Raw genomic sequence first — 23,910 nt, 5'->3', positions numbered from 1 at the left:
CCCGGCGGCACGGAGGCGGTGGCGGTCGTCGGGAGCGCCACCTGGCCCACTCCCGCGACCTGGCCCACCCACCCCTCATGCCCGGCGCCCACACCGACACCGACTCCCACGCCGACGCCGACACCGACTCCTGATCCGCCGAAGCCCACCCCCACCCCGGACCCGACGCCCACGCCGAAACCGCCGCCCAAGCCACGGCCCACGCCGCCCCCCGAGCCGCCGCCCGCACCCGCCCCACCGGCTCCGCAGCCCGCGGCCCCGCGGCCGGCACCCACACCCCCGCCCAGCCCCACACCGACACCGTCGGCCGAGCCGACCCCGCGTCCGTCCGTGACCCCGGTGAGCTATCCGGCGTACCACCCCGCACCGCGCAAGCGGGCGACACGGAGCGCTACGTCGCCGCTCACCTTCGTCCTGCTCATCACCGTGCCCGCGGTGGCCGCAATCGCCGCGCTGCGTCCGCGCTGATTTCTGGAGGCATCTCTTGCCGGAATGGCTTGTTCTCATCCTCGCGATGCTGGCTGTCTGCGTCGTGGTGGTCATCATCACCGTCGTTCGCCATCGGACGGCGGCGGACGACGAGGATCCCGACGAGACGCCCGACGTCATCGAGTACATGACGATGTGGATCGGAGTGGTGTACGCCATCGTCCTGGGCCTGGCCATCGCCGGTGTCTGGGAGGGCCGCAGCGCCGCGCAGGATCACGTCCAGGCCGAGGCGGTCGCCCTGCACGAGATCTCGGAACGGGTCCGGGTCTATCCCACCGACGTCCGTGACCGCATTCGCGACGATGTCAACACCTATGTCGGACACGTCGTGAACACGGAGTGGAAGGTGATGTCCGACGACGGCAAGGTCACCGAGCGCGGCACCGAACTCCTCGACCGCATCCGCGAGGACGTCACCGACTACGAGCCGCGGACCGACTTCGAGGCGCAGGCCTACCAGCCGCTCGTCGACCAGGTCACCGCGGCGGACCAGGCACGCAGTGCCCGCGCCGGCGCGACCGGGGAGACGATGCCGGGGGTGGTGTGGTTCGGGCTGATCGCCGGGGCCGTGGTCACGATCGGGATGATCTTCGCCCTGCAGATCCGGCGTACGGCACGGGAGCTGATCCTCGCCGGGCTGTTCTCGGCGCTGATCGCCTTCCTGCTCTTCCTCATCTGGGACTTCGACGCGCCCTACAGCCGGGGTGTCACCGCCTCGGCCGACCCGTTCCTGGACCTCTTCCCCCACCTCGGCGGCTGACGGGCCGCGCCGGGAAATCCTCGGGGGACGGCCGCCACACCGCGGCTGTCCCCCGATCGCGGCACCGACGTCCCCTGTACGGCCCACACGGTTGACCCGTTCGCGCTACTGCGATCGCGCGGCCGCATGCACCTTTCTAGCGTTTCGATCACCGAGGTGCATTTCTGGCGCAAGCGGAAGAGGTCCGCAGCTGCTCCTCGGGGACCGGAGGATCCACCATGCGCGCGATACGCGTCGCCTCGGCCGCACTGCTGGGCGTCACCGCCCTGGCGCTGGCCTCTCCCGCCGCTCACGCACGCGGTGACGAGCACACCGGCTTCCGGGCCAGTGTGCTGCCCACGACCATCGAGGCCGGCGGGCAGGTGTCCCTGCGCGTCACCGGCTGCGACCAGGATGTGTACGTCTCCTCGGGAATCTTCGACACGGTGACGATCCGCAGGGGCCAGTACTCGGCCACGGCGGTGGTCGACCGGGACGCGCGCGAGGGCGCGGTGTACTCGGTGAAGTTCAGCTGCGGCACCTTCTGGCAGGAGGTGGACCTCACCATCGCCGAGGGTCGTCCGGGCCACCACCGGGTCCCGCCGCGGGGCGTGCACGCCGGTGAGGGCGGCAGCGCCGGCGGTTTCAACCTACAGGAGATCGGGCTCGGGCTCGCGCTCATCACCGGCTCGGTCGGAGCGGCGTACCACTTCTCACGGCGCCGCACGGACGAGGACGGCGCCTGACCGGCCCCCTCCCCTGTCCGCACAGACCACCCGCACAGACCTTCGCCCCGGACCCTTCGAAGGGTCCGGGGCGAATCGGCTCCGGGGATCGACGGGGGTCAGATCCGCTTCTCGGACCGGCGCCGCATCCAGAACACTCCGCCGCCGACGACGGCCGCGGCCACGAGACCGCCGCCGATGACCATGTCGGTCGGGGTCGCCCCGGTGGAGCTGCTGCCGCCGATGCCGCCGCGGACACCGCCGATGACGGTGAAGGCGTTCGGCCGGGTCAGGGTGGAGCCGGAGCAGTGGACGGTGACGTCGTACGGGCCGGGCCTGGCGTTGGTGTGGACGGTGGCGGTGCCTCTCGATGTCTGGTTGGCGCCTCTGACCGGGAACAGCCTGGAGCGTGGGAAGGCACGGGAGGTCATGGTGCCGCCGTTGGGGCAACCGTCGACCATGACGGTCAGCTGACCGCCTCGGGCGATGACCCTGGGCAGCACGACGATATTGCTCGGGAAGAACCGGCCGTTGCCGCCGTGGTGCCCGCCGTGGCCGCCGCCATTTCCGCCGAAGCCACCGTGGTCACCGCCGTTGCCACCGAACCCACCACCGTTGCCACCGAAGCCATCGCCGCCGAAGCCGTCGCCGCCAAAGCCGCCATTTCCGCCGAAGCCACCGTGGTCGCCGCCGTTGCCACCGAACCCACCGCCGTAGCCGCCGCTGCCGTCGGCGTCGTTCATGCCGTCCCAGGCGACGGCCGCGGGAGCGGCGAGCCCGAGGACGGCGACCGCGGCGGCCGAGACCGCCAGGGAACGAGTAGTACGCATGTGATCCTCCGCGGAAGACGCCCCGGGACCCGTCCCCGGTCGATCGGCGAGAAAGCGCCTCCAAGAAAGACCCTCAGATGCCCTGCGCGCGCCCGCATTTCGGGAATGGTCCGTCCTGGTGAGAAGACACGCCGAAGGAAAACCACACAATCGGATATTGCCGCAGGTCACGCACCGTCAGAAAATTCCTGTTCGCGGCGACTCGGATGGCGCACCACGGTGGCGTTCGGGCCACCCGTTCGCTTCTGCCCCGTCGCTGGCGGTGCCCGCGGGACTTAGCTTTCTCCTATGCGCCATTGACGTGGCGACGGCCGCGTCGAGAGGGGAAGTCGAATGTCTGGGTACGAGGTGGCCGAAGAGGAGGAGCAGCGGAAGAAGCGCGCTCCTTGGGGCGTGATAGCGCTTGTTCTGCTGACCGGCCTCGCGCTCATTCGGAATGGTTCGGGGGAGTTCGACGAGGGGCCCCCGCAGCCCGCCTCGGCAGCCGCCGCGGAGGCCCGGACACCGCAGGGCGCCTTCCTGCGGGCTCCGGGCGCGCTGCCGTACTCCGTGCCTGACCGGGTCAGGATCCCGGCGATCCAGGTCGACGCGCCCATGATGCCGGTCGGCCTGGACGCGGCCGGCTGGGTCGACGCGCCACCGCCGGAGGACCCGAATCTGGCTGGTTGGTTCACCGGCGCCGTCTCCCCCGGCGAAAAGGGCACCGCCGTGATCGTCGGCCATGTCGACAACACTCAGGGCCCGGCCGTGTTCTACGGACTCGGGGCCCTCAAGAAGGGATATCGCGTCGAGGTCGCGCGCAAGGACGCGAAGACGGCCGTATTCGAGATCTACGGCATCGAGGTCTTCGAGAAGAACAACTTCCCCGGTGACCGTGTCTACGCTTCCAAGGGCAGCCCCGAATTGCGGGTGATCACCTGCGGCGGCGGTTTCTCCAAGCAGAACGGCTACGACGGGAACGTCGTCGTCTTCGCCCGCCTGGTCGAGGTGCGCTGAGCGTCCCGGCCGGGCGGGCGGCGGCCCGTCAGACGTGCCGCCGGCGCGGGACGGTGATGTGGTAGCCGTCGTCCAGCAGTTGGGGCAGATAGTCGCGCAGGGCCCGGACGCTCTCCGAGCGGTCGCCCCCGGCGTCGTGCGAGAGCACCACGACGCCGGGGGCGGCGCCGTTCTCGACCCGGTCGACGATGGTGCGGGCGCGGGGCTCGGTCCAGTCGAGGGTGTCGACCGTCCACGCCAGCGGCTCCATGCCCAGTTCGGCGCCGAGCTGGAAGGCCGCGCGGTTCCAGGCGCCGTAGGGGGCGCGGAACCAGCGGGGCCACTCGCCGGACGCGTCCTCGATGACCTCGCAGGTACGTTTCATCTCGGAGCGGATCCGCTTCCGGGTGAGGCGGGTGAGCAGCGGGTGGGACCAGGTGTGGTTGCCGACGACATGCCCCTCGTCGGCCATGCGCTCCACCAGGTCCGGGTTCTCGGCGGCCATCTCGCCGCAGACGAAGAACATCGCGCGGACGTCGTACGCCCCCAGCGTGTCCAGGATGTCCGGGGTGTAGCGGGGGTCCGGGCCGTCGTCGAAGGTCAGCACCATGGTCCGGCCGCGGCCGGAGACACGCAGAAAGGGTTCGCGCCGTACGAGGAGCCGCCGTGCCGCGGCCCGCGGCGGACCGTGGCCGGTGAGGGGCTGCAGCCGGTAGGCGGAGGGCTTGAGGGCGCGGCGCGCCTGCGGGCCCGCGGCCCCGGCGGCGGGCGGCCGGACCGGCTGGTCGCCCGCGCGCACCGTGAGCAGTCCGGCCGTGCCGGCCGCCCCGACCGTGGCGGCGCCGACGGCCAACGCCCGGCGCCGGGTGAGCAACTGATCCTTCTTCATGACTCATCAGTCGCCCCTCGGGGCACCGACGCACCACGCCGGCACCTCAGCGGCGGCATGATTCCACCCGGGCGGCGTATGACGGTTCGTCAGGGAAACGGCGGGTGTCTCCCTGGTGGGCGATTCGATGAGAAGGCCGGCAACGACAGCGGGACCTGCGGGTTCCGATAGCCTCACAGGCGTGACGGAACAGCAGCACTCGCCCTCGCAAGGGTTCGAACGGGGCACGGACGGGCCGAAGGTCATCGTTGTCGGCGTGGACGGCTCCGACTCCTCACTGCGGGCCGCGGCCTACGCCGGTGGACTGGCCCGGCGGCAGCGCGCGCTCCTCGCGATCGTGTACGTGCAGCCCGTGATGAGCGCCGGCGCGGCGCTCGGGGCGCCGGTCGCGGAGACGACGGACGCGATCGCCGAGGACATCGTCGCGGAGATCAGGGACGCGACGGAGCGCATGAAGGGGATATTCGACGTCCGCTGGGAGTTCCACACGTTCCGCGGCGACCCCTACAGCGGCCTGGTCAAGGCGGCCGACGAGCTCAAGGCGGACGCCGTGGTGGTGGGTGCGTCGGAGCAGGCGGGCCACCGGATCATCGGGTCGGTCGCGATTCGGCTGGTGAAGGCGGGGCGGTGGCCGGTGACGGTGGTGCCGTGACGCTCCGCTGGGAGTGCCGGGTTATGCCGTCGGGTGTCTGCCGCGCCGTCTTGGCTGGTCGCGCAGTTCCCCGCGCCCCTACGGGGCGCCCATCACCAGGCCGTCTTTCGCCGCGCCGCGACTGAACACCACGTCTCGGATTCGGTCGCGTACGCCCTGTACCTCGGCGCCCTTCGTCAGTGCCTTGTTGAGGTTCACCAGTCGGCCGGCGTCGATGTCGAACAGTTGTGGGACGAACTCGGCTTTCGTCACCTCCCACCGGCCGCCGGGCCTGGCGGGCGGGGCGAAGGTGAAGCGGCCGAGGGTGGACTGGTTGCCCCGTGGGTCCTGTACGCCCTGGTGGTTGAACATGGCGCCGGCGATCTGGTCGCCCATCCCGTAGACCACCCAGGTGCCGTTGACCTTCTCGTATGCCTGCGGGACATGGGCGTGGGTGCCGAGGATCAGGTCGATGTCCGGGCGGTCCCCGGTGCGGGAGGCGGTGAGGGTCTGGGCCAGGGACTGCTGGCGCCGGTCGGGCGCTTCCTGCCATTCCGTGCCCCAGTGCATGGACACCACGACCACATCGGCGCCGGCCTGCCGCGCCGCGCGGGCGTCCGCGATGATCTTGTGCTCGTCGATCAGGTTGACGGCCCAGGGCTGTCCCGGCGGCGGCGGGAAGCCGTTCGTGCCGTAGGTGTAGGCGAGGTGGGCGACCTTCGCCTTTCCCGCGGGCAGGACGGTGGCGGTGCGCGCCTCGGCGTCGCTGCGCGCCGATCCGGCGTGCCGTACGCCCGCGCGGTCGAGGGCGTCCAGCGTGCGGCGAATGCCGTCCGCGCCGTCGTCCAGGCTGTGGTTGGAGGCGGTGGAGCAGCCGTCGTAGCCGGTGGCGGCGAGGCCGGTGGCGACCTCGGGCGGGGACTTGAAGGTGGGGTAGCCGGTGTACTCGCCGTTCTCTCCGTACACCGTCTCCATGTGGCACAGCGCCAGATCGGCGCGGGAGACGACGGGTTCGACTTCGGAGAGCATCGGGCGGAAGTCGTAGCCGGTGCCGCCCGCGTCGAAGCGTGCCCGGTCGATGATCGAGCTGTGCGGGAGGACGTCGCCGGAGGCGACGAGCGTGAATCCGCCGGCACCGGCGGGGGCCGGACGCCCCGACGGGTCGGTGTCGTCGCGGGCCTCGGCCTGGCAGGCGGCGCCTGCGGCGAGAACGGCCGTGAGGGCCAGGGCAACCTGCTGTCTGCGTGCAATCATCGCTCACCCCGTCGCGATCACATTTCCAGACAAATAGGTATGAGTCTGCACGCTTCCGCAAACAACCTGACTGGTTTCATTAGCCCGTCCGGCGCTCACCGGCAGCGGAAGGGACCGTTCGTCGTACCGTTCGTCGACGCGATCGACCGTCCGCCGCAGATCCGTGTGCGCTCTCTGTCCGAAAGGCACACCCTGCGATGCCATACGGCCATGACGGCCGGAACCACCCTCTCGAATGGGACGACGACCGCCGAGCACGAGCTCGCCGCACTGCAGCGGGAGCACGGCCGGCCTCTTTTCGCGCTGCTGCTCCGGCTCTGCGACGGTGACCGGCAGCGCGCCGAGGACCTCGTGCAGGAGACACTGGTACGCGCCTGGCAGCATCCCGAGGCGCTACGCGCCGATGACTTCGACTCCGTACGGCCGTGGCTGCTGACCGTGGGACGGCGGCTCGCCATAGACGCCCGGCGGGCCCGGCAGGCACGGCCCGCCGAGGTCGGGGACGCGGTTCTGGAGAACGCGCGCGTGATAGCCGACCACGCCGAGCGGGCGGCCGCGGCACTCGATGTGCGCGAGGCTGTGAAGACACTCACTCCGGAGCACCGTGAAGTCCTGGTGCTCGTGTATTTCCACGGGGCGAGTGTGGCGGAGGCCGCGGCGGCGCTCGGAATTCCGCCCGGTACGGTGAAGTCCCGCGCGTACTACGCGCTGCGCGCCCTGCGCAGGGTGCTTCCGGGATACGCGGCCGACCTGCGGTGAAACCAATGGATGAGTCAAACCTCCGTAAAGCGCCTTGCTGAAGACCCCTGTTGAGCAATCAGCTGTCTTCATCCGTGTTCCGGACTGGGGCCCGGGGTCGGGCGACGCGCACGCACCGGAGGAAGGCAGGAAGGGATGCTGCACAGAGGTCAAGAGAGCACGGACGGCACCGGCGGCGGTGAACTGACCGTCCCCATGGCGTGGTTGTACGCCGAGTACATTGCCGACGAGCTGCTGCGGACCGGCGATCTGATGCCGCCGACGTCCTTCGAGTTCCGCGCCGGACGGGATGCGCTGGCGCTGACCATCTTCCTGTCCGACACCGACGGCGAGCTGTCCGGCATCCGGGTCGTCTCCCAGCTGGAGACCTGGCTTTCGCTGACGGCGTACGACCAGCCGTGGCAGGACTGGGTGCGCGAGCACCTGGCGAGACTCGCCGCCGAGGCGATCGAGTCGGGGGACCCCGCACCCGACCTGGAGCTGGCGGAGGCGGCCTGGCGCTGGCTGGAGGAGACCGAGCTGCTCGCGCCCGACCTGAACGCGGTGCCCGGCGGTGCCGCGACGGCCGGTGAGGACGAGGGGCCGAAGGTGTGGACGCCGGCCTGGCAGCTGGGGCTGCCGCTGGGACATCTCGCCATCCATCTTTTTTGAGATTCGGCGCCGATCCGACCAATCCTCGGCCCGAGCCGCTCCGAATCCTTTGGTTGCGATTCGGTAAGTGGCTTGAGTGATTCTTCGGATTGGTGCGTACCGGTGGGAGCAAGGAGTAACCCCACCCGCACCCAACGGCACGAGGATTCGGCATGAGGTCCCTGGAGAGGCATCGCGACGTCGCCGCGTACGCGCTCGGCGTGCTGGACGAGGCGGACGCCTTCCGCTTCGAGGATCACCTCATGGAGTGCCCCAGCTGTGCGGCACACGTGACCGAATTCGGGCCGGTGACCCGGCAGTTGATGTTGTACCGACGGGCCACGCCGCGCTTTGTGAACCCCCTGACCCAGCCCGGAAACCGGCTGCTGGACCGGCTCCTCGGCGAGGTGACGGCACGGCGACGGGTCGGGCGCAGGCGGGTGCTGTACGCCGTGGCGGCCTCGGTCGCGATCGCTGTGGCCGCACCGGCGGTCGCGATCACGGCGGGCCGCGGTGACGGCTCCGTGCGCATCACCGCGACCGACGAGCGGTCGGGCGTATGGGCGCAGGTCACGGCGGAGAACGCGGCCTCGGGCAGTCAGATCGAGCTGAGGGTGAAGGACGGGGCCGGGCCGCGCCCCTGCCGCCTGGTCGTCATGGGCCAGGACGGCTCGGAGGAGACGGTCACCCACTGGATGACGCCCCGCCACGACGCCCGCCCGAACACCATGCACGGCAGTTCGTCGATGCACACCGACCAGATCGACCGGTATGAGGTTCGCACGACGGACGGCGAGCATCTGGTGACACTCGACGCGAAGTAGCACGACACCACTCCCCCACACCCCTGTCATCCGTCCCGCCCCGGCCACCGGGCGGTCCCGCGTCCCCGGTGTGAGACTGCTGGCGAGGCACCCCGGCCGCGTCCACGGTCCGACGAGGGGAGACGAGGTGGCGACGACGGAGACCGGTGACGGCCTGCTGGAGGAATTCCTCGCCGATCCGGACAACGCCGCACTCGACCTGTCCACCGCGGTGGCCCGCTGCTCCAAGGCGCTGGGACTGCAGCACTCCGTGGTCTATCTCGCGGACCTCCAGCAGCTCCAGCTCGTCCCGCTCACCGACGTTGCCTCGGCGCTGCCCGTCGATGACTCGCTCGCCGGCTGGACCTACCGCACCCAGTCCCTGCGGGTGGAGGAGTCCGAGACCGGCGGCATGACGGCCTGGCTTCCCTTGGTGGACGGCGCGGAGCGGCTCGGCGTGCTCGCGGTGCACTGCCCGGCGCTGACCCCGGTCTCGCTGCGCCGCAGCAGGACCCTGGCCGCCCTGCTGGCCATGATGATCACGTCCAAGCGGGCGTACAAGGACTCCTTCGTACGGCGGACCCGGACCGAACCGATGCAGTTGCCCGCCGAGATGCTGCGCGCCTTTCTGCCGCCCCGCACGATCGGCACCGGACACGTGGTGTCCACGGCCGTGCTGGAGCCCGCCTATGAGCTGGGCGGCGACGCCTTCGACCACTCCCTCACCGAGACCACCCTGCACGCCGCGGTCCTCGACGCGATGGGGCACAACCTGGCCTCGGGGTTGACCACCGCGGTGTCGCTGTCCGCCTGCCGCAACGCCCGGCGGACCGGGGCCGATCTGCCGGAGCTGGTCACGAGCGTGGACGACGCACTGGCGCAGTGGCTGCCCGACCAGTTCTGCACCGGCATCCTCGCCCAGCTGGATCTGGCCAGTGGCGTGCTGCGGTGGATCAACTGCGGGCACCCCGCACCACTTCTCATCCGGGACCGGCGGCTCCTCGACGGCGCGATGGAACGGGAGGCCGATCCGCCGATGGGGCTGCCGTCCCTGCTCGCCGAGGGCACGCGACGGACGCACGAGATCTCCCTCGAGCCGGGCGACCGGGTGCTGCTGTACACCGACGGGGTCACCGAGGCGCGGGCCCGCGACGGCGGCCTGTTCGGGCTCGCCCGGTTCACCGACTACATCATCCGGGCCACCGCCGCGGGCGAGCTGGCGCCGGAGACCCTGCGGCGGCTGATCCATTCGATCCTGGAGGCTCAGCCGGGGCGGCTGCGGGACGACGCGACGATCGTGATGTTCGAGTGGTGGCCGCCCGCGCGGTGACCTCGCACCTCACTTCAGCAGCCGGGACAGCCTCCGGTCGGCCAGGGGCTTGCCGCCCGTCTGGCAGGTCGCGCAGTACTGCAGTGAGGAATCGCTGAAGGACACCTCGCGGATCGTGTCGCCGCACACCGGGCAGGGCTCGCCCGTCTTGCCGTGCACGCGCAGGCCGCTCTTCTTCTCGGCCTTGAGGCGTCCGGCGGCGACTCCGCGGGAGCGCTCGACGGCCTCGGTGAGGGTGCTGCGCAGCGCCTTGTACAGACGGGTGATCTCCTCGGGGGTCAGGGACGCGGCCAGCTTGAAGGGGGACATCTTCGCGACGTGCAGGATCTCGTCGCTGTACGCGTTGCCCACGCCGGCGATCAGGCTCTGGTCGCGCAGGGCCCCCTTGAGCTGCCGTCGCTCGTCCTTGAGCAGGGCCGCGAACCGCGGTTCGTCGAAGTCGTCGGCGAGCGGATCGGGGCCGAGGCGGGCGACGCCCGGGACGTCCTGGGGGTCGTGGACGACATACACCGCGAGCCGCTTCTGGGTGCCGGCCTCCGTCAGGTCGAAGCCCTCGCCGGTCTCCAGGGCGACCCGCAGCGCGAGGGGGCCCTTGCCGGGCTTGGGCGGACCGTCGGGGAGCTTGTCCTTCCAGTGCAGCCAGCCGGCGCGGGCGAGGTGGGTGACGAAGTGCGGGCCGCCGTCGGTCTCGAGGTCGAGGAACTTGCCGTGCCGGTGCACGGCGGTGACCGCGTGGCCCTCGACGGCCGTGAGCGGAGGGTCGTACGTCTTCAGCACGCTGATCGCGACGGGCAGCACCCGGACGATCTCGTGGCCGACCAGGTTCTCGGTCAGGAAGTCCTTGAGCGCTTCCACCTCGGGCAGTTCCGGCATACGTCCAGAGTGCCATCCGGGACCGACAGACTCAGCTCCCTTGCCCCACCACGAACTCGCACCACACACATTTCCCGCCGCCCCGCGCCTCCACGCCCCACACATCCGTGAGCAGGTCGACGAGGAGCAGTCCGCGCCCGGAGACGCCCGCCTCGCCCGCGTCGCGGCGGCGGGGCAGGGCGCTGGAGGAGTCCTCGACGTCGACGCGCAGCCGCCGGTCGGTGGCGGTCAGTACCCGCAGGGTGACGACGGCGGAGCCCTCGGTGTGCATCAGGGCGTTGGTGATCAGCTCGTCGGCGACGAGTTCGATCTCGTCGGCGCGCTCGCGGGCGTCCCAGGCGAGGACGGCGGCGCGGATCATGTGCCGGGCCTGGGTGAGGGCCTCGGGGTCGCCGGGTGCCACGTGCTGCTGGAGCCGGCCGCCGGACTTGGGGGTGTCCAGGCTGCGGCGGCGCAGCAGAAGCAGGGCCACGTCGTCGTCGCCGCCGCGTTCCTCGGCCACGTCGATGAGCCGTTCGGCGAGGTCGCGTACGTCGTCCGGGCCGGTCTTGACCATGGCCGCGAGGGTCTGCATGCCGTCGTCGAGGTCGGCGCCGGGCTGTTCGATCAGGCCGTCGGTGCACAGCAGCAGGGTGTGGCCGGGGTCGAGCTCGATGATGCCGACCGGGTATTCGAGGCGGCCGAACTCGGCGGACAGACCGAGCGGCAGCCCGCCCTCCACGGCTATCCGGCGGCAGGTCCCGTCGGTCTGCCGGATCAGCGGGTCGATATGGCCGGCCCGGACCACCTGCACGACTCCGGTGGACAGGTCGGCCTCCGCGTACAGGCAGGTCGCGAAGCGGTCGGTGTCGAGTTCGTGCAGGAAGACGGAGGCGCGGGCCATCACGGTGGCGGGGGTGTGGCCCTCGGCGGCGTAGGCGCGCAGGACGATACGCAGCTGTCCCATGACGGCGGCGGCGTGTGTGTCGTGGCCCTGGACGTCGCCGATGACGGCGCCGACCCGGCCGCCCGGCAGCGGGATCAGGTCGTACCAGTCGCCGCCGATGTCCCGGCCCAGGGAGCCCGCGGCAGAACCGGCGCGGTAGCGGACGGCGACGTCGGCGCCGGGCACGCTGGGGATGGTGCGCGGCAGCATGGCCTGCTGGAGGCCGGTGGCGAGGTCCTTCTCCTGTTCGTAGAACATGGCCCGCTGCAGGCTCTGCGCGATGCTGGAGCCGAGGGCCACCAGGACGTTGCGTTCGTCGGGGGTGAAGCCGCGCCGGTCGCTGTAGAGCAGGCCCATCGCGCCGATGGGTTTCGCCTGGACGATCAGCGGCAGATAGGCGGCCGACGTGATGTTCAGGTCGGTGATGTGCGGCCACAGGATCGGATAGCTCTCGGCGAACTCCTCCGGCGACTCGATGAACCGCGGGGCGAGGGTGCGGACGACCTCGCCCATGGGGTAGGGCTCGTCGATGCGGGTGACGAGGGTGCCGGGCACGAAGCTGCCCGCCGGGCCCTCGGCGATCAGCCGGATCCGGCCGGCCTCGACCAGGCCCATGACCAGGCTGGTGGCGCCGAGATGGGTGAGGCCGTGGGTGTCCTTGAGGACGTCGATGACGTCCTGGACGGTACGGGCGTGCGCGAGGGCGGCGGTGGTGAGCTGGACGACGTTGGTCTGCCGGCGGCGCGCCTCGTCCTGGGCTGCCTGGTCCTGGCGGGCCTCGATCTCTTCGAATTCCTGGGTGGCGTCCCGGACGATGCCGATGATGCGGCGCGGCCGGCCGGTCTCGTCGCGGCGGATGTAGCCCTGGGTGTGGGTCCAGCGGAGGCTGCCGTCGCGGCGGCGGATGCGGAAGTAGGCGCCGTAGTTCTCGCTGCCGTCCTTCATGGCCTGGGCGACCAGGCCGTCGAGCCGGTAGGCCTCCGGGCGCGGGACCCGGACGGCGAGGGTTTCGGGGTGGCCGTCGTATTCGTCGGGGCGCAGGTCGAAGACCTCGTGGGCCTGGGCGTCCATGTGGAAGAGGCCGGTGTCCAGGTCCCAGTCGAAGCTGCCCATGCGATTGAGCGCCAGGATCGGATCCGGGTGGGCGGGCCAGTCGTCCGGGAGTGACAGGGCGCTCGCTCCCCGATCAACCATGGGCCTACCTTGCCAGGATTCGACTGATTCTTCGACCCGTGAGCGGCCCGTTTGGTACGCGATCCGGGAAGAAGCCAAAATGTAGGCGACGACTACCGCAACCATCAATTGAGCGACCACGACGGCGATCAACCAGGTCCGCGAGAGCGGCGGCGGTTCAGCCGCAAAAGGGGCGCATGGCCGTGGAGTGGTTCACCGCACCCGACTACTGGCTGAGCCGGCTGGTCTTCCAGCGGGCTCTGGCCGCTGTGTATCTGGTCGCGTTCCTCACGGCTGCGCTGCAGTTCCGCGCCCTGCTGGGCGAGCGCGGCATGCTGCCGATCCCGCGGTTCGTCGCACGGGTGCCTTTCAAACGGGCCCCGAGCCTGTTCCAACTGCACTACTCGGACCGGTTCTTCGCAGCGTCCGCCTGGGCGGGCTGCGCGGTGTCGGCGGCGCTGCTGGCGGGGCTGGACTCGCTGCTGCCGCTGTGGGGCGGCATGCTGCTGTGGCTGGTGCCGTGGGTGCTGTATCTGTCGATCGTCAACGTCGGCCAGACCTGGTACGGCTTCGGCTGGGAGTCGCTGCTCCTGGAGGTCGGCTTCCTCGCGGTCTTCCTCGGCAATGACGAAGTGGCCCCGCCGATCGTGGTCCTGTTCCTGCTGCGCTGGATCCTGTTCCGGGTGGAGTTCGGCGCCGGGCTGATCAAGATGCGCGGTGACGCCTGCTGGCGGAACCTGACGTGCCTGTACCACCACCACGAGACCCAGCCGATGCCGGGCCCGCTGAGCTGGTTCTTCCACCATCTCCCCCGGCCTCTGCACCGCGCGGAGGTGGCCGCGAACCATGTCACCCAACTCGTCGTGCCCGTCCTGCTGTTCACCCCGCAGCCGATCGCGACCGCGGCGGCGTCCTTGATGATCGTCACCCAGCTGTGGCTGGTCCTGTCGGGCAACTTCTCCTGGCTGAACTGGATCACGATCGTGCTGGCCCTCTCCGCGATCGAGTTCCCCACCACGCCGCCGTCCGTCGCCGACGCCCCGCTCTGGTACGAGATCGTCGTCCTCGCCGTCGCCGCGCTGCTCATGGGCCTGAGCTACCAGCCGGTCCGCAACATGATCTCCCGCCGCCAGGTGATGAACCGCTCCTTCGACCCGCTCCACCTGGTCAACACCTACGGGGCGTTCGGCAGCGTCAGCCGGATCCGCTACGAGGTGGTCGTCGAGGGCACGACCGATCCGGTGCCGCGCGAGGACTCGGACTGGCGGGAGTACGAGTTCAAGGGCAAGCCGGGTGATCCCCGGCACTGGCCGCGCCAGTTCGCGCCGTACCATCTGCGGCTCGACTGGATGATGTGGTTCGCCGCGCTGTCGCCCGCGTATGCCGGCTCCTGGTTCGGCGCCCTGGTGGAGCGGCTCCTGGAGAACGACCGCGCCACGCTGAAGCTGCTGCGCCGCTCGCCCTTCCCGCCCGACGAGCCCCCGCGGTTCGTCCGCGCCCGTCTCTTCCGTTACCGCTACACGACCTGGCGTGAGCTACGGGAGACGGGCGCGTGCTGGGAGCGGACGTATGTGCGGGAGTATCTGCCGCCGACGCGGCTGGCGGGGGTGGCTCAGAGGTCGTAGACGCGGGTGGCGGTGGTCTCGAAGATACGGGAGCGGTCGCTCGGGTCCGTCAACTCCCGTGCTGACGACAGCACTTCACCGTAGGTCGCCGCCAGTGTGCACACCGGCCAGTCCGAGCCGAACATCAGGCGGTCCGGGCCGAAGGCATCGAGGACGGTGTCGGCGTACGGGCGCAGGTCGTCGACCGTCCAGGACCTCGGGTCGGCCTCGGTGACCATGCCGGAGAGCTTGCAGACCGTGTTGGGCAGTGCGGCGAGGGTGCGGACGGCGCTCGCCCAGGGTTCCTGTCGGCCGGAGGCGATGGGAGGTTTGCCGAGGTGGTCCAGGACGAAGGTGAGATCCGGGTGGTCCGCGGCGGCCTTGGCGCAGGCGGGCAGCTGGTGGGGCAGGACGACGAGGTCGTAGACGAGGCCCGCGTCGGCGACGGCGGCGAGTCCCCGGCGGACGTCGGGACGCAGCAGCCACTCCGGGTCGGGTTCGCCCTGGACCTGGTGGCGGATGCCCTTCAGGTGGTCGCCGCCGGGGAGTTCACGCAGCCGGGCCAGCTCGTCGGCGACGTCCGGGCGGGTGAGGTCGGTCCAGCCGACGACCGCGGCGATCAGGTCGTGCGCGGCGGCGAGGGCGAGGAACTCCGGGGTCTCGTCCGGCACGGTGACGGTCTGGACGAGGACGGTACGGTCCACTCCAGCGGCCCGTGCCTCTGGTTCCAGGTCGGCGACGCCGAAGTTCCGCCGGATCGGCCGGAGTTCGTCTCCGGTGATCCAGTCCTGGTCGCGTACCGAGAGGTCCCAGACATGGTGGTGGGCGTCGACGGTCACGGCAGCTCCCATACGACGGGCAGGCCCGCGTCGGCTCCCTCGTCGCTGTAGTCGTGCACCACGTCGAGGAGTTCCGCCATCCGCGCCTGCCAGGCGACGTTGACCGGCAGCTGCTCCAGCTCGGCGAGGAGCCGGGCGTAGTCCGCGCACTCCAGGACGTGGAAGAGGTCGGTGCCGCTGCGCCAGATCGTCCAGGAGGTGGCGCCGGCGGCGCGGATGGCGTCCGTCAGCTCCTTCGGGACCTCGCGGTGCGCGGCCTCGTACTCCGCGACCCGGTCTGCGCGGACCTTGGTGTGCAGGGCGACTCTCATGACGGCTCCTCGTCGGACAGCAGGCCGGTCTCTCTCAGCTCCCGCCAGAACGCCTCGGGCACCGCGGACGCGAACTGCTCGGCGCAGTCCCGGACTTCGGCCGCCGACCGGGCGCCGACGAGGACGCTCGCGACGGCCGGGTGCGCCGCGCAGTAGGCGAGGGCGGCGGCCCGCAGGGTGATGCCGTGGCGGTCGGCGACGGACCGCATGCGCAGGGCGCGGTCCAGCATCTCCTGTGGTGCCCGGTCGTAGTTGTACGTCGATTCCGGCCTCGGATCCGCCAGCAGGCCGGAGTTGAAGGCGCCGCCGATGACGACGGACGTGCCGCGGTCGACGGCGGCGGGCAGGAGTTCGGTGAGCGCGCTCTGGTCGAGCAGCGTGTAGCGGCCGGCGCACAGCACTACGTCGACGTCCGTGTCGCGGACGAAACGGGTCAGCATCCCGGCCTGGTTCATGCCCGCGCCGATGGCGCCGACGACGCCTTCCGAGCGCAGCTTCTCCAGCGTCGGATAGGCCTCGTGGAAGGCCTGTTCGGCGTGGTCGTCGGGGTCGTGGAGGTAGACGACGTCGACGCGGTCGAGGCCGAGCCGTTCCAGGCTGGCGTCCAGGGTGCGTCGTATGCCGTCGGCGCTGAAGTCCCAGACGCGGCGGTGGGAAGCGGGTACGGCGAAGCCGTGCGCGAGGTCGTCGCCCGGGGTGTCGACCGGTTCCAGGCGGCGGCCGACCTTCGTCGAGATCGTGTACGCCTCCCGAGGGTGCTCGCGCAGGGCGGCGCCCAGGCGGCGTTCGGACAGGCCGAGGCCGTAGTGCGGGGCGGTGTCGAAATAGCGGATGCCCCGCTGCCAGGCGGCGGCGATGGTTTCCTCCGCCTGCTCTTGCGTGACCTCGGCGAAGAGGTTGCCGATCGGGGCGGCACCGAGGGCGAGCGGGGTGACCTCGACGCCGCTCCTGCCGAGGGTGTTCACCGGCCGGCCGCCGGGCGCAGGCGGGGTGCTCACTGGGCCGCCGGGCGCAGGCGCAGACCCTGCATGCCGCCGTCGACGGCCAGTGCCGTGCCGGTGGTGGCGCCGGAGAGAGGGCTCGCCAAGTAGGCGATGGCGCCCGCGACTTCGGCCGCGGTGACCAGGCGGCCGGTGGGCTGGCGGGCCTCCAGGGCGGCGCGTTCGGCGGCCGGGTCGGCGGCGGCGCCGAGGAGGCGGCCGACCCACGGGGTGTCCACGGTGCCGGGGTTGACGCAGTTGACGCGGATGCCCTCGCGGACGTGGTCGGCGGCCATGGCGAGGGTGAGGGAGTACACGGCGCCCTTGGTCGCGCTGTACAGGGCGCGTTGCGGGAGGCCCGCGGTCGCGGCGATGGAGCAGGTGTTGACGATCGCGGCGTGGGAGGACTCGCGCAGGTGCGGGAGGGCGGCGCGGGCGGCGCGGACCATGCCGACGACGTTGACGTCCATCACGCGGTGCCATTCGGCGTCGTCGTTGTCCTCGACGGTGCCCTGGGCGCCGATGCCCGCGTTGTTGATCAGGATGTCGAGTCCGCCGAGCTCGGCGACGGCGGCGGCGACGGCCTCGCGGACGGAGGCGTCGTCGGTGACGTCGGCGCGGTGGGCGAGCAGCGGCTTCTCCACGGAGGACGGGTCCAGGTCGAGGACGGCGACCTGGGCGCCGCGCGCGGCCAGGAGTTCCGCGGTGGCCCGGCCGATGCCGGAGGCGCCGCCCGTCACCAGGGCCCTCAACCCCTCGAAGTCGTTCATGCCGCCTGCCCCTTCTGCTGCGTCTGGAGGTCGGCGGCCCAGAAGGCGCCGCCGGGGAACGTGTACCGCGCGATGGACTCGGGCCGCATGTCCGCGGAGAAGCCCGGCGCGGTGGGTGCCGTGTAGTGACCGTCGCGGATCACCACCGGGGCGAGGAAGTGGTCGTGCAGATGGTCGACGTACTCGATGACGCGGTCGTCGGTGGTGCCGGAGACGGCGACGTAGTCGAACATCGAGAGGTGCTGGACGAGTTCGCACAGGCCGACGCCGCCCGCGTGCGGGCACACCGGCACGCCGAACTTGGCGGCGAGCAGCAGGATCGCGAGGTTCTCGTTGACGCCGGCGACGCGGGCCGCGTCGATCTGGACGACGTCGATCGCGCCGGCCTGGAGCAGCTGCTTGAAGACGACCCGGTTCTGGACGTGCTCGCCGGTGGCGACCTTCACCGGGGTCACGGCCTTGCGGATCGCGGCGTGCCCGAGGATGTCGTCGGGGCTGGTGGGCTCCTCGATCCAGTACGGGTCGAACTCGGCGAGGGCCTTGGTCCAGCGGATCGCCTCGTCGACGTCCCAGCGCTGGTTGGCGTCGATCGCCATGCGGACGTCCGGACCGATCACGGACCGGGCGACCCGGCAGCGCCGGATGTCGTCCTCCAGATCGGCGCCGACCTTCAGCTTGATCTGCCGGAAGCCGTCGGCGACCGCCTCGGCGGCGAGCCGGGTGAGCTTCTCGTCGTCGTAGCCGAGCCAGCCGGCGGAGGTGGTGTAGGCGGGGTAGCCGCGCTCCAGGAGCCGCGCCCTGCGGTCCTCGGCGCCGTCCCGGCCATGTCGGAGGAGGGTCAGCGCCTCCTCGGGGGTGAGCGCGTCGGTGAGGTAGCGGAAGTCGATCTGGCCGACCAGCCACTCGGGGTCGGCGTCGGCGAGGAACTGCCACAGCGGCTTGTTCGCCCGCTTGGCGGCGAGGTCCCACACGGCGTTGGTCACCGCGCCGATCGCCATGTGCATCACGCCCTTCTCGGGCCCTAGCCAGCGCAGTTGGCTGTCGCCGATCAGATCCCGGAACAGCACTCCGGGGTCGGCGCACAGCTCGTCGACGGACCGTCCGACCACGTGGTGGCGCAGTGCGTGGATCGCGGCGACCTGGACCTCGTTGCCCCGCCCGATGGTGAAGGTGAAACCGTGCCCCTCCGGACCACCCTCGGCGTCCGTACGCAGCACGACGTACGCGGCCGAGTAGTCGGGGTCCGGGTTCATCGCGTCGGAGCCGTCGAGCTCCCGCGAGGTGGGGAAACGGATGTCATGGGTGTCGAGCGCGGAGATACGGGCAGAGGGGCCGGGCGTCTGGGACACAGAGGGCCTTTCGGTCGCTGGCGGGGAACAACGGGGGTCAGTCCTGGGCGCGGCCCGTCGTGACGCGGGCGATCATGAGGGCGACGAGGATGATTCCGCCGTAGATGGCCTGGATCCAGAACGACGGCACCTGGGCGAGGGTGAGCAGGTTCTGCACGACACCCAGGAGCAGTACGCCGGTCAGGGCGCCGAACATGGTGCCCTTGCCGCCGTCGAGGCTGATGCCGCCGATCACCGCCGCCGCGAACACGGTGAAGATCATGTTGTTGCCCTGGTTGGCGCTGATCGCACCGACGTACCCGGTCTGCATGATCCCGCCGACCGCCGCCAGCACACCCGCGACGACGAACACGCCGAGCATCACACGCTCGACCCGGATACCGGCCGCCCGTGCCGCGTCCGCGTTGCCGCCGATGGCATACAGCGCCCGCCCGATGCGGTGGTACTTCAGCACGAACCCGGCGACCGCGAAGGCAATGGCCGCCAGCCACACCGACATCGGGACGTTGAGGAAGGTCGTCGTCGCGAGGGAGTAGAAGCTGTCGGGCATCCCGAACAGCGTCTTGCCCTTGGTCGCGCCGACCAGCAGACCACGCAGCACGATCAGCATCGCCAGCGTCACGATGAACGCGTTCAGCCGGAACTTCACGACCAGGATCCCGTTGAACGCGCCGATCGCCGCACCGACCACCAGGACCGCCAGCAGGGAGAGCGCGGCCGGGAATTCGGTGCCCCAGCCGGACTGGGCGACGGGCAGCACGAGCAGCGCTCCGACGGCGGGCGCGATACCGACGACCGATTCCAGCGACAGGTCGAACTTGCCGGTGATCAGCACCAGCGACTCGGCCAGCACCACCATCGCGAGCGCGGCCGAGGCGCCGAGGATCGAGATCAGGTTGCGCTCGGTGAGGAACGAGTCGTTGACCACCGCGCCGAGCACCATGAGCAACAACAGGGCCGGTACGAGGGCCAGTTCACGGGCGCGACGCAGCAGCACCGTGCGGGCCGCCCGGGCCTCGGGCACCCGCAGTTGCTTCACCGGCGGAGCCTTGGTGTCAGCCATGGTCCACTCCTTCGATGGAGGCGATCAGCTCGTGGTCGCGCCAGCCCGCCGGGTGCTCGGCGACGACACGGCCGTGGAAGAGGACGAGGACGCGGTCGCAGCGCCGCAGGTCGTCGAGTTCGTCGGAGACGACCAGCACGGCGGTGCCGTCCTCGCGGGCGCTGTCCATCCGGGCCAGCAGGGACTCCTTGGACTTCACGTCGACGCCCGCGGTGGGGTTGATGAGGACCAGGAGTTTGGGGTCGGAGGCGAGGGCGCGGGCCATGACGACCTTCTGCGCGTTGCCGCCGGACAGGTCGGAGACGGGCTGGTCGGGGCCCTCGGTGTGAATGTCGAGGCGGTCGATGAGGGCGGTGGCGAAGCCGCGCTTGCGGTCGGTGCCGACGAAGCCGTACCGGCCGAGCCGGTTCAGGACGCTCATGGTGGCGTTGTCGCCGATGGTCATGCCGGGGACCAGGCCCTGCTCGTGCCGGTCCCGGGGCACACAGCCGACGCCCGCCTTGAGGGCGGCTTGCACATCGCCGAACGGGAGCCGCTCACCGTCCAGTTGGGCACTCCCGCTCGTCGGGGTGTGCAGTCCGGCGAAGGACTCGGCGAGTTCGATCTTGCCGCTGCCGCTGATGCCGGCCAGTCCGACGACCTCGCCGCGGCGGACGGTGAGGTCGATGTCCTGGTACGACGGGGAGGTGAGCCCGCGGGCTTCGAGGAGGACGGGCGCGTCGTGGTCGACGTCCCTGGGGTCCACGGCCTGTTCGGCGATGGTCTCGATGGACTCCCCCGCCATCGCCTCCACCAGGGCCTGCCGCGGGAGTTCGGTGACCGGGGCCGTGGTGATCCAGCGGGCGTCGCGCAGCACGGTGACGGTCTGGCAGACCTCGTAGACCTCCTGGAGGTGGTGCGAGATGAACAGGAAGGTGACGCCGGAGTCCTGGAGCGCGCGCATGCGGGTGAAGAGCCGCTCGATCTCGCGCTTGTCGAGCTGGGCGGTGGGTTCGTCGAGGACGATGAACCGGGCGCCGAAGCTCAACGCGCGGGCGATCTCCACCATTTGGCGGTCCTCGACCTTGAGGTCGGCGGTGCGGGCCTCGGGGTCGACGTGCACGTCCCAGGTGTCGAGGAGCGCGGCGGCCTCGGACCTCAGCGTGCGCCAGCTGATGAAACCGCGCTGCAGCGGCTGCCGGTTGATGAACAGGTTCTCGGCGACGGTCAGCTCGGGAACGACCGTGGGCTTCTGATAGACGCAGGCCACCTTGCGGCGCCAGGCGTCCCGGTCGGCGAGCGGGGGTGCGGGCTCGCCGTCGAAGCGGACCGTGCCCTCGTCGGCGGGCTGGAGGCCGGTGAGGATGTTCACCAGGGTGGACTTTCCGGCGCCGTTGCGGCCGACGAGGGCGTGGGACTCGCCGGGGAACACGGTGAGTTGGCCTTCGTGGAGGGCGGTGGTGGGGCCGTATCGCTTGGTGATGCCACGCGCCTCGACAAGTGGGGTGCTCATCCGACCGTGTTGCCCCACAGCTCGGGGTCGTCGACGTTGTCCTTGGTGACCAGCGGCGCGGGCAGCTGGTCCTCGAGGATGCCGCTGGGCAGCTTGACGATCTCGGAACCGTGGTCCGTCGGGCCCGGCTTGAAGGTCTTCCCCTCCATCGCCGCCTTGATGTAGTACATGCCGTACTTGGCGTACAGGTCGGCGGGCTGGGAGACGGTGGCGTCGATCTCGCCCTTGCGGATGGCGTCGTACTCCTGCGGGATGCCATCGTTCGAGACGATCGTGATGTGGCCCGCCTGGCCCGTCTTCTTCAGCATGCCCTTGGACTTCAGGGTCTGGAGCGTGGGCGCGAGGTAGACGCCGCCCGCCTGCATGTAGATGCCCTTGATGTCGGGGTTGGCGTTCAGCAGCGTGTCCAGCTTGGAGGCGGCCGTGTCGGACTCCCACTTGGCCGGTATCTCCAGGACCTTCAGCTTCGGGTAGTTCTTCTTGACGCAGTCGCGGAACGCCTCCGAGCGGTCACGGCCGTTGACCGAGGCGAGGTCGCCCATGATCTGCACGACCTTGCCGGACGGGATCTGCTTGCCGAGGTACTCGCAGGCCTTCTCGCCGTACGCGACGTTGTTGGCGCGTACGACCATGGCGACCTTGCCCTTCTCGGGCGCCACATCGACGGCGACCACGGGCACGCCCTTGCGCTCGGCCTGGTCGAGCCCGGCCTCGATGGCGGCGCTGTCCAGCGGGGCCACGACCACGCCCTTCACGCCCTGGTTGAGCTGGTTGTTGATGTCGGTGATCTGCTGGGAGGGGTCGCTGTTGGAGTTGACCGTCTTCAGCGCCTCCACCCCTTCGGACTTGGCCATCTTCGGTACGTAGTCGTTGTACGACTGCCAGAACGGCGAGGTCAGCAGGGGCAGGATCACCCCGACCTTGCCGGTGCCGCCGGCTCCGGCACTCGCGGACCCGGTGTCCTTGGTGCTGCCGCATGCCGTGAGCGCGAGGGCGCCGCAGACGGCCACCGCCGCCGCGCGCACCATCCGCGGGGATACCCGCCACCGTCCGTTACGCACAGATCCGTCGGCCATCTGCCAGCTCCTCATCGAGCGTGATCGAGCAGTTGCCCGCATATTTATCAGACCACTTCGGCCTGACAACACCCTCGCGCAGCAAATATTCGCGGTTTCCGGCCATAGTGGTCCGACCACATCGCAGATTAGACTGCGGGCGCACCGGCGACAGGAGGACTGGCGTGGACGAGACCGCCCCGCAGAAGGGCACGGTGACACAGCGCGCCATCGAGCAGATCACGGCGATGATCGGAGAGGGCCGGCTGGAGCCTGGCCAGCGGCTGCCGACCGAGCGCGATCTCGCGGTCCAGCTGGGCATCTCCCGCAGCTCGATGCGCGAGGCGATCCGCGCGCTCACCGTGCTCGGCGTCCTGGAGGCGCGGCACGGCTCCGGTATCTACGTCACCCAGCTCCAGGCCGGTGACCTGCTGGAGACGTTCGGGGTCGTCGCCGACCTCTCCCGCGGCCCGCGCCTGGTGGAGTTGCTGGAGGTCCGCCGCATCCTGGAGTCCACCGCGACCGCGCTGGCCGCCGCGCGCATCACCCCGGACCAGCTCGCCGAGGTGGAGAAGCACCTCACGGCGATGAACGCCACCGACGACCCCGACGAGATCCTCGCCCACGACCTCGCCTTCCACCGCGAGATCGCCGTCGCCGCCGGCAACGACACCATGGCCGCCATCCTGGAGGGCCTCTCCTCCCGCACCTTCCGCGCCCGCGTCTGGCGCGGCTACCAGGAAGAAGGCGCCTTCGCCCGCACCCGCCGCGAACACGCCGCGATCCACCGCGCCCTCGCCGCCCGCGACCCGGAGGCGGCACGGGCGGCGGCGGCCGCGCATGTGGGCGAGGTGGAGGAGTGGCTGCGCTCCCAACTCGGGCCGCAGTAAGGGCCGTACGGGATGCGATAGGGCCGCACGGGACTCAAACAGGAACTGGACAGCTGCGGGCCGCTTTCCCACTCTCGGAGGGAAGGAGAAAGACCCGTCCGCAGAACGGCCCAGTCCGCAACGGAAGGTGGCCCCGGTGAAGTTCAGCTACGCCATGCTCCCCGACTACCCCCTCCCGGAGTCCCTGGCCGCGATCCGGCTCGCCGACGAACTCGGCTTCCATGCCTGCTACGCCGCCGACGAGACCTGGCACAAGGACATGTGGCTGCTCTTCGCCGCAGCCGCCGGACAGACCCGGCAGATCCGATTGGGGCCGAGCGTCTCCCCGGTCACGCTCCGCGAATCCACCCTGGTCGCCCAGGCCCTGGCCACCCTCGACGAGCTGTCCGGCGGGCGCGCCGAGGGCGCTCTGTCCAGCGGGAACTTCGGGCTCCTTTCGACTGACGCCCTCGCCCGCTCTACGGCTTCACGCCTTCTCCACGGTCAGCACGCCCGCGTACGACACGGGCGTGCTGACCGCCGGGGCGCGGGG

General features: G+C 70.7%; 23 protein-coding genes and 2 pseudogenes. 12 read left to right on the top strand and 13 right to left on the bottom strand.

The window, feature by feature from the left end:
* The first annotated feature begins 330 nt into the window (after positions 1 to 330).
* The 3 genes from ACTWQO_RS01930 (at position 331) to ACTWQO_RS01920 (ending at position 1,974) form a co-directional block, all read left to right on the top strand.
* Positions 331 to 468, top strand: a complete 138-nt coding sequence (locus ACTWQO_RS01930) for a hypothetical protein (RefSeq protein ID WP_443235410.1) — start codon at positions 331 to 333, stop codon at positions 466 to 468.
* A 16-nt stretch (positions 469 to 484) separates the two neighbouring features.
* On the top strand, positions 485 to 1,249 hold the full coding sequence (locus tag ACTWQO_RS01925; RefSeq protein ID WP_443235409.1) for a bestrophin-like domain: 765 nt from the start codon (positions 485 to 487) through the stop codon (positions 1,247 to 1,249).
* A 218-nt stretch (positions 1,250 to 1,467) separates the two neighbouring features.
* Entirely contained in the window at positions 1,468 to 1,974 is a 507-nt protein-coding gene (locus tag ACTWQO_RS01920; protein WP_443235408.1) for a hypothetical protein, read from the top strand.
* Between the two features lie 98 nt (positions 1,975 to 2,072).
* Here the strand turns inward: ACTWQO_RS01920 and ACTWQO_RS01915 are convergent.
* Positions 2,073 to 2,471 (bottom strand): annotated as a pseudogene (locus ACTWQO_RS01915) (hypothetical protein); the annotation flags it as partial.
* 645 nt (positions 2,472 to 3,116) lie between these two features.
* Between ACTWQO_RS01915 and ACTWQO_RS01910 the strand changes: the two are divergent.
* Positions 3,117 to 3,779, top strand: a complete 663-nt coding sequence (locus ACTWQO_RS01910) for a class F sortase (RefSeq protein WP_443235407.1) — start codon at positions 3,117 to 3,119, stop codon at positions 3,777 to 3,779.
* 28 nt (positions 3,780 to 3,807) lie between these two features.
* Here the strand turns inward: ACTWQO_RS01910 and ACTWQO_RS01905 are convergent, their stop codons facing one another.
* Entirely contained in the window at positions 3,808 to 4,647 is an 840-nt protein-coding gene (locus tag ACTWQO_RS01905) for a polysaccharide deacetylase family protein (RefSeq protein WP_443235406.1), read from the bottom strand.
* A gap of 181 nt (positions 4,648 to 4,828) precedes the next feature.
* Between ACTWQO_RS01905 and ACTWQO_RS01900 the strand changes: the two genes are divergently transcribed.
* The gene (locus ACTWQO_RS01900; protein ID WP_443235405.1) at positions 4,829 to 5,299 is read left to right on the top strand and encodes a universal stress protein; all 471 of its coding nucleotides are present in this window, start codon (positions 4,829 to 4,831) and stop codon (positions 5,297 to 5,299) included.
* Between the two features lie 78 nt (positions 5,300 to 5,377).
* Here the strand turns inward: ACTWQO_RS01900 and ACTWQO_RS01895 are convergent, their stop codons facing one another.
* The gene (locus ACTWQO_RS01895) at positions 5,378 to 6,532 is read right to left on the bottom strand and encodes a CapA family protein (protein ID WP_443235404.1); all 1,155 of its coding nucleotides are present in this window, start codon (positions 6,530 to 6,532) and stop codon (positions 5,378 to 5,380) included.
* A gap of 210 nt (positions 6,533 to 6,742) precedes the next feature.
* Between ACTWQO_RS01895 and ACTWQO_RS01890 the strand changes: the two genes are divergently transcribed.
* The 4 genes from ACTWQO_RS01890 (at position 6,743) to ACTWQO_RS01875 (ending at position 10,054) form a co-directional block, all read left to right on the top strand.
* Positions 6,743 to 7,291, top strand: a complete 549-nt coding sequence (locus tag ACTWQO_RS01890; protein WP_443235403.1) for a sigma-70 family RNA polymerase sigma factor — start codon at positions 6,743 to 6,745, stop codon at positions 7,289 to 7,291.
* A 135-nt stretch (positions 7,292 to 7,426) separates the two neighbouring features.
* Positions 7,427 to 7,942 carry a hypothetical protein gene (locus ACTWQO_RS01885; protein WP_443235402.1) on the top strand — a complete coding sequence of 172 codons (516 nt, stop codon included), beginning with the start codon at positions 7,427 to 7,429 and terminating at the stop codon, positions 7,940 to 7,942.
* Between the two features lie 152 nt (positions 7,943 to 8,094).
* Complete coding sequence (locus ACTWQO_RS01880) at positions 8,095 to 8,745, top strand: zf-HC2 domain-containing protein (RefSeq protein ID WP_443235401.1); 651 nt, start codon at positions 8,095 to 8,097, stop codon at positions 8,743 to 8,745.
* Positions 8,746 to 8,872: 127 nt separating this feature from the next.
* Positions 8,873 to 10,054: a PP2C family protein-serine/threonine phosphatase gene (locus ACTWQO_RS01875; protein ID WP_443235400.1), complete on the top strand. Its 1,182-nt coding sequence runs from the start codon at positions 8,873 to 8,875 to the stop codon at positions 10,052 to 10,054.
* A 9-nt stretch (positions 10,055 to 10,063) separates the two neighbouring features.
* Here ACTWQO_RS01875 and ACTWQO_RS01870 read toward each other — a convergent pair whose 3' ends face one another.
* Both ACTWQO_RS01870 and ACTWQO_RS01865 read right to left on the bottom strand, forming a co-directional pair.
* Positions 10,064 to 10,927 (bottom strand): Fpg/Nei family DNA glycosylase, encoded by an 864-nt coding sequence (locus ACTWQO_RS01870; RefSeq protein WP_443235399.1) that lies wholly within the window; start codon positions 10,925 to 10,927, stop codon positions 10,064 to 10,066.
* Positions 10,928 to 10,958: 31 nt separating this feature from the next.
* A complete protein-coding gene (locus tag ACTWQO_RS01865) occupies positions 10,959 to 13,046 on the bottom strand; it encodes a SpoIIE family protein phosphatase (protein WP_443235398.1) in 2,088 nt (695 codons plus the stop codon).
* A 182-nt stretch (positions 13,047 to 13,228) separates the two neighbouring features.
* On the opposite strand from ACTWQO_RS01865, the gene ACTWQO_RS01860 reads away from it, so the two are divergent.
* Positions 13,229 to 14,650, top strand: a complete 1,422-nt coding sequence (locus ACTWQO_RS01860) for a lipase maturation factor family protein (protein ID WP_443235425.1) — start codon at positions 13,229 to 13,231, stop codon at positions 14,648 to 14,650.
* Here ACTWQO_RS01860 and ACTWQO_RS01855 read toward each other — a convergent pair.
* Genes ACTWQO_RS01855 through ACTWQO_RS01820 form a run of 8 tightly spaced genes read right to left on the bottom strand, consistent with a single transcriptional unit; the run spans position 14,638 to position 22,461 of the window.
* Entirely contained in the window at positions 14,638 to 15,468 is an 831-nt protein-coding gene (locus ACTWQO_RS01855) for an amidohydrolase family protein (protein WP_443235397.1), read from the bottom strand. The genes ACTWQO_RS01860 and ACTWQO_RS01855 overlap by 13 nt on opposite strands.
* The gene (locus ACTWQO_RS01850) at positions 15,465 to 15,779 is read right to left on the bottom strand and encodes an L-rhamnose mutarotase (protein WP_362944852.1); all 315 of its coding nucleotides are present in this window, start codon (positions 15,777 to 15,779) and stop codon (positions 15,465 to 15,467) included. The genes ACTWQO_RS01855 and ACTWQO_RS01850 overlap by 4 nt, the downstream gene beginning before the upstream one ends.
* Positions 15,776 to 16,744 carry an aldo/keto reductase gene (locus tag ACTWQO_RS01845; protein WP_443235424.1) on the bottom strand — a complete coding sequence of 323 codons (969 nt, stop codon included), beginning with the start codon at positions 16,742 to 16,744 and terminating at the stop codon, positions 15,776 to 15,778. Before ACTWQO_RS01845 ends, ACTWQO_RS01850 begins: the two co-directional genes overlap by 4 nt.
* A gap of 29 nt (positions 16,745 to 16,773) precedes the next feature.
* Complete coding sequence (locus ACTWQO_RS01840; protein WP_443235396.1) at positions 16,774 to 17,529, bottom strand: SDR family NAD(P)-dependent oxidoreductase; 756 nt, start codon at positions 17,527 to 17,529, stop codon at positions 16,774 to 16,776.
* Entirely contained in the window at positions 17,526 to 18,878 is a 1,353-nt protein-coding gene (locus tag ACTWQO_RS01835) for an L-fuconate dehydratase (protein ID WP_443235395.1), read from the bottom strand. The genes ACTWQO_RS01840 and ACTWQO_RS01835 overlap by 4 nt, the downstream gene beginning before the upstream one ends.
* Positions 18,879 to 18,915: 37 nt before the next feature.
* Entirely contained in the window at positions 18,916 to 19,941 is a 1,026-nt protein-coding gene (locus ACTWQO_RS01830) for an ABC transporter permease (protein ID WP_443235394.1), read from the bottom strand.
* Positions 19,934 to 21,433 (bottom strand): sugar ABC transporter ATP-binding protein, encoded by a 1,500-nt coding sequence (locus ACTWQO_RS01825; protein ID WP_443235393.1) that lies wholly within the window; start codon positions 21,431 to 21,433, stop codon positions 19,934 to 19,936. Before ACTWQO_RS01825 ends, ACTWQO_RS01830 begins: the two co-directional genes overlap by 8 nt.
* Positions 21,430 to 22,461 carry a sugar ABC transporter substrate-binding protein gene (locus ACTWQO_RS01820; protein ID WP_443235423.1) on the bottom strand — a complete coding sequence of 344 codons (1,032 nt, stop codon included), beginning with the start codon at positions 22,459 to 22,461 and terminating at the stop codon, positions 21,430 to 21,432. The genes ACTWQO_RS01825 and ACTWQO_RS01820 overlap by 4 nt, the downstream gene beginning before the upstream one ends.
* A gap of 212 nt (positions 22,462 to 22,673) precedes the next feature.
* Here ACTWQO_RS01820 and ACTWQO_RS01815 point away from each other — a divergent pair, with 212 nt between their 5' ends.
* Together ACTWQO_RS01815 and ACTWQO_RS01810 are read left to right on the top strand one after the other, a co-directional pair.
* Positions 22,674 to 23,378 (top strand): FadR/GntR family transcriptional regulator, encoded by a 705-nt coding sequence (locus ACTWQO_RS01815; RefSeq protein WP_443235392.1) that lies wholly within the window; start codon positions 22,674 to 22,676, stop codon positions 23,376 to 23,378.
* Between the two features lie 136 nt (positions 23,379 to 23,514).
* Positions 23,515 to 23,817: pseudogene (locus tag ACTWQO_RS01810) on the top strand (LLM class flavin-dependent oxidoreductase); the annotation flags it as partial.
* Between the last annotated feature and the right edge of the window lie 93 nt (positions 23,818 to 23,910).

Source organism: Streptomyces sp. 4N124 (assembly GCF_052245395.1).
In the GTDB taxonomy this organism is placed as follows: domain Bacteria; phylum Actinomycetota; class Actinomycetes; order Streptomycetales; family Streptomycetaceae; genus Streptomyces.
This window is presented reverse-complemented; position numbering and strand designations above follow the sequence as displayed.

Bases quoted from the DNA above. Each gene is read 5' to 3' on its own strand.
- ACTWQO_RS01920 (WP_443235408.1), top strand. From the start codon at position 1,468: ATGCGCGCGATACGCGTCGCCTCGGCCGCACTGCTGGGCGTCACCGCC.
- ACTWQO_RS01910 (WP_443235407.1), top strand. From the start codon at position 3,117: ATGTCTGGGTACGAGGTGGCCGAAGAGGAGGAGCAGCGGAAGAAGCGC.
- ACTWQO_RS01905 (WP_443235406.1), bottom strand. From the start codon at position 4,647: ATGAAGAAGGATCAGTTGCTCACCCGGCGCCGGGCGTTGGCCGTCGGC.
- ACTWQO_RS01895 (WP_443235404.1), bottom strand. From the start codon at position 6,532: ATGATTGCACGCAGACAGCAGGTTGCCCTGGCCCTCACGGCCGTTCTC.
- ACTWQO_RS01890 (WP_443235403.1), top strand. From the start codon at position 6,743: ATGACGGCCGGAACCACCCTCTCGAATGGGACGACGACCGCCGAGCAC.
- ACTWQO_RS01885 (WP_443235402.1), top strand. From the start codon at position 7,427: ATGCTGCACAGAGGTCAAGAGAGCACGGACGGCACCGGCGGCGGTGAA.
- ACTWQO_RS01880 (WP_443235401.1), top strand. From the start codon at position 8,095: ATGAGGTCCCTGGAGAGGCATCGCGACGTCGCCGCGTACGCGCTCGGC.
- ACTWQO_RS01870 (WP_443235399.1), bottom strand. From the start codon at position 10,927: ATGCCGGAACTGCCCGAGGTGGAAGCGCTCAAGGACTTCCTGACCGAG.
- ACTWQO_RS01865 (WP_443235398.1), bottom strand. From the start codon at position 13,046: ATGGTTGATCGGGGAGCGAGCGCCCTGTCACTCCCGGACGACTGGCCC.
- ACTWQO_RS01850 (WP_362944852.1), bottom strand. From the start codon at position 15,779: ATGAGAGTCGCCCTGCACACCAAGGTCCGCGCAGACCGGGTCGCGGAG.
- ACTWQO_RS01840 (WP_443235396.1), bottom strand. From the start codon at position 17,529: ATGAACGACTTCGAGGGGTTGAGGGCCCTGGTGACGGGCGGCGCCTCC.
- ACTWQO_RS01830 (WP_443235394.1), bottom strand. From the start codon at position 19,941: ATGGCTGACACCAAGGCTCCGCCGGTGAAGCAACTGCGGGTGCCCGAG.
- ACTWQO_RS01825 (WP_443235393.1), bottom strand. From the start codon at position 21,433: ATGAGCACCCCACTTGTCGAGGCGCGTGGCATCACCAAGCGATACGGC.
- ACTWQO_RS01820 (WP_443235423.1), bottom strand. From the start codon at position 22,461: ATGGTGCGCGCGGCGGCGGTGGCCGTCTGCGGCGCCCTCGCGCTCACG.